Below are 3605 nucleotides of genomic sequence, written 5' to 3' on the forward strand. Positions count from 1 at the left end.
TTGATGTTCGGGAAGTCTGTGCTGTTTTCGAGGTAGCGTTTCACCTCGGCCTGACTTTCAAAGCGGCCAGAGGCGTAGCCTTTCATGACTTCTTGGATGATGGAGGCTGCAGGTTCATCACGCACCAGTATCTTGCCGTGGCCGTTACGTTTTTCGTAGCGGTAACCGACAGGTGCGGCAAACACGCTGTAGCCGTTCATCATGCGCCCCTTCATACGGTTGCTGGTTTGCTCGCCGTTCTTTTCGCGTTGGTGCTGTGCGACCGAGGCGAGCAGGTTTTCGACAAGCACGGAATCGCTATCTTCGCCAAACTCAATCGACGGGCTTTCCAGCTTGCCGCCTGCGCCAGCCAAGGATTGGCGTAGTTCAAGATGCGCGTTCAACCCACGCGCCAAACGGCTAATGTCGTCAATGATGACAACGATCTCATTTGCCTTGCTGGCATTCATGTGCAGATAGCCAAGCATCAATTGCATGCCGGGCCTTGCCTGTCATATCGTCGGTGAAGACGTCGATGACGTCATAGGATTTATACTTGGCGTATTCGCGGCAACGGGTTTCTTGGGGTCGTTTGCGGGACGGGGCGAAATGACACTCTAAGCCTCCTCAGGGTTGGCAGCCGTTCGAGCTAAACGCGGCGAAAGAGGAAAAAGAGCCCACTTTACTGAGTTTCTGTGAAGCAGCGAAAGTCGGTTCTCGCGAATTGGCAAAGGTGGTGCCGGTCAGGAATGCTGGTAGATGCACAGGTCAATTCATATTGGTCATCCCAACTTTTCGTACCGCAAGATGTTACCATCAGCCGTCATTGGGAGGCGATAAAAGGATGACATCCACGCTTGGAGGAACTAAAGATCGAGGCGCGGTGATTTCGAGAATAGTAAAAACTCTTGGAGATCGTCCAAGTTGATCTTCAAAGAATGCAGCACGGACATTCATGGCGTGAAACGTTCCGCCGATTGTGTCTGAGGCAGCTCCAAAACTACCTTTCGCATCTGACCATTGTCCCAAACGACTGGTTGGTATCGTATGTTCAGGCAATTGGCTTACAACCTCGTCAAATTCTGTTGGGACCGTCAGGCCCAACAAGCACCGGACAGTACCATTCGGCTGAGCGAAAATACTTGAAACTGTAATAATTGCAGCAGGATAGCCTTCATGCTTGAGGAGTTCGGTTCCGTTCAGAGATCTTCTTGTTTCAGGGCGATATAAAGACTCTACGGTTATGACGGGGTTGTAGTCCTGCAATCCAGCCTGCGGTATCTCACTTCTAAACGTATCCAGCACCAGCAGATCCACAAAAAATGAGCGATCCGTTTCCGAAGCGAGTTTCCATCCAACGCTTTCTAGATAAGACACCGCGGATGGTTTGGTGCGGTATTCGGAGCAAGCCTTGACCACGTGACCAATGGCGTCTTCGGCGGAGGCAGATGCCCCATACATTATTGCGAGACAACTCAGCAGCGCCTGGATTGCGTTTTTCCTTCTCATGCTCTGCGCCCTTCTTTCGAAATGTCCGATAGATCATATGCGTATTGTCATTGTTCCACCTAAGCAACCAACCGACCTCGCAGTGAGGACTTAAAATGCCGCCGTTCAATCTGCTGTTCCGAACGGCAGCTTCGTCCGCATCTTACCAGTTCGTGCACGACGCAGTGAACGGCGGCTAAACTTCATGTTCCGCTATTGTTCTTCAAGACGCCCAAATATGCACGTTCGGTCCAGTTGGGCCGTTTCGGTCGCCATGCTGAGCGAGATGGCCGATGTGTCCCGCGCCGCCGCCTTGCGCAATCTGACATGGTTTGAGGACCACGGTCTTACACGCGAAATAACAGGGCAAGGCCGGTTCCGGTTGTGGCGCGCTGACGTCGCTGCTTGAGATGCGTTTACCAAGTCTTCCTGAATAGGGGTCTACTGTGGGAGGGAGCAGGATCGTACGTCAGTGCAAGCAGCCGTTCGTATACGACGCGGCGAAGGTCTGCTTTTGAGCCCAAAGTGCATGATGTTGCGCTTTGACCGAATGTCGGCTTTTCAGCGAGGCGGTAATGGAAAAGTCGAGAACGCGTCGTCCTCTGGTGCGTATCCAAGCACCCTGTGTGTCTCGGTCAGATCAAGCCGCTTAAACCGATTGTCCGAGATACCGTGCGCAATGAAGTGCCCGTCGATCTCAGCTTGGATTGAGCGATCAATCAAGTGCGTTGCATCGCGGTAACTGAGCCAGGCGCTGAGGTCGCGCATGGTTTCAAGTGGCGCACCGTCGGATGGCTCGAACGCCCCGATCCGCAGTGAGACACAGGACATGCCGTGCTGTGTCGCGTAGAGCGAACACAGGGCTTCCCCGTAGCACTTGGAAACGCCGTAGAGATACCGCCCATTTGCTCACCTCTAAAAATACCAACTAAAACCAAATGGCTACGGCATTTCAAAGTCAGCGCAAGGCCAGTTGTTCACAAATGTTCTGAAATTTGGCCACTTTTGCACGCTCGGGCCAGTTGGGCCAAGTATGTGGCTGGAGCCTCAATCGGCCCAAAGAAATCAAAAATGCCGCATGCAACGATGGCTTCAAACAAAGTGCGAAGCAGATCATTATCAGGGATCATACCTTTTCGGTACTTTGAGAAAGTCCTGTGAACCAGCACTTTGTCGGTCAAATCGAGGCTGACAATCGCCTACACGCCAAATTCATGTAAGCTGCGATGGACAAACACCGCTCAGAACGCACGGCCATTGACACCTTGGCCAGTTGCAACAACAAATATTATATGAAACAAATTCTTTTAGCCTGCGTCGCTATTTTGTCTGCCTGCACGTTGGCCGCAGATGACAGCAATCCCCGTGTGGGTGAACCCAATTTAATCATTATCGAATTTCGAGGTTGGGATGGTGCCGGTGCGGAACAGATCGCCAACGCCGTTATTCGCCCCGACGGATCGCTTTGGTGCAGTCTTGGTAGCTATGAACCACGCATTCGTGGAGAGGTGACGCGTTACGCAACAACAGGGGTCTACGAACAGATTGCTGCCTTAATTCAGGAGAATGCGAACACAGGCGCAGGGTCCTCAGGCGGTGACATCCTGCGTCTCAACGCACCTGACGACATCACAGGCTACACCGATGTTCTGCCCGGTGCGGATGAAGAGTATCTTCCAACACTGCTGACCAGCAACGTGTCCGAAATTCTAAACGGTGCCACAGATGGGCAGTGCTTTATTTGGGGATGAGCCGAGCGAAGTTGATTTGCATTCGACGTAAATGGGGTTTTTGCGCTGAGCCAAGACTGCGATTTGCGTGATCAGCGAATGCGGCAAAGTCATCAAGGGAACAGAGGTTGTGAGCGAACCCGGCGTTCTGGTGCGCTGGCTTGGCAGTTTGGAATGAATTTGTCCGTCGTCAGACATTTTGCTCATGGGCGAATACAGGTGGAAAATGCGGTGACAATCGGCGCTAACGTACGATCCTGCGCCCTACCGAAGCAGACCCCTAGAGCGTGATGAAATCGACCTGAATCAAGGGGGATTCACATAGGCTTATTTTGCTGATTCACTGTCGCCGACCACAAGATGGAGGGCGAGCAGTGGGTAAGGCACTTTCGATGGACCTTCGGGAGA

General features: G+C 52.5%; 5 protein-coding genes. 2 read left to right on the forward strand and 3 right to left on the reverse strand.

Annotation, left to right across the window (positions count from 1 at the left end; all coding sequences use genetic code 11):
• The coding region (locus tag H7848_RS19540) for a recombinase family protein (RefSeq protein ID WP_237072869.1) at positions 1-467 on the reverse strand (467 nt) is incomplete at its 3' end.
• 328 nt (positions 468-795) lie between these two features.
• Positions 796-1488 (reverse strand): hypothetical protein, encoded by a 693-nt coding sequence (locus H7848_RS19545; RefSeq protein WP_208354636.1) that lies wholly within the window; start codon positions 1486-1488, stop codon positions 796-798.
• Positions 1489-1705: 217 nt separating this feature from the next.
• On the opposite strand from H7848_RS19545, the gene H7848_RS19550 reads away from it, so the two are divergent.
• On the forward strand, positions 1706-1876 hold the full coding sequence (locus tag H7848_RS19550; RefSeq protein ID WP_208354637.1) for a hypothetical protein: 171 nt from the start codon (positions 1706-1708) through the stop codon (positions 1874-1876).
• 152 nt (positions 1877-2028) lie between these two features.
• On the opposite strand, the gene H7848_RS19555 is transcribed toward H7848_RS19550, so the two are convergent.
• On the reverse strand, positions 2029-2298 hold the full coding sequence (locus H7848_RS19555) for a hypothetical protein (protein WP_208354639.1): 270 nt from the start codon (positions 2296-2298) through the stop codon (positions 2029-2031).
• 461 nt (positions 2299-2759) lie between these two features.
• Here H7848_RS19555 and H7848_RS19560 point away from each other — a divergent pair, with 461 nt between their 5' ends.
• Positions 2760-3218, forward strand: coding sequence for a hypothetical protein (locus H7848_RS19560; RefSeq protein WP_208354641.1), 459 nt, complete (start codon positions 2760-2762; stop codon positions 3216-3218).
• Positions 3219-3605 lie beyond the last annotated feature (387 nt).

Source organism: Pseudaestuariivita rosea, assembly GCF_017592335.1.
Lineage (GTDB): Bacteria > Pseudomonadota > Alphaproteobacteria > Rhodobacterales > Rhodobacteraceae > Parasulfitobacter > Parasulfitobacter rosea.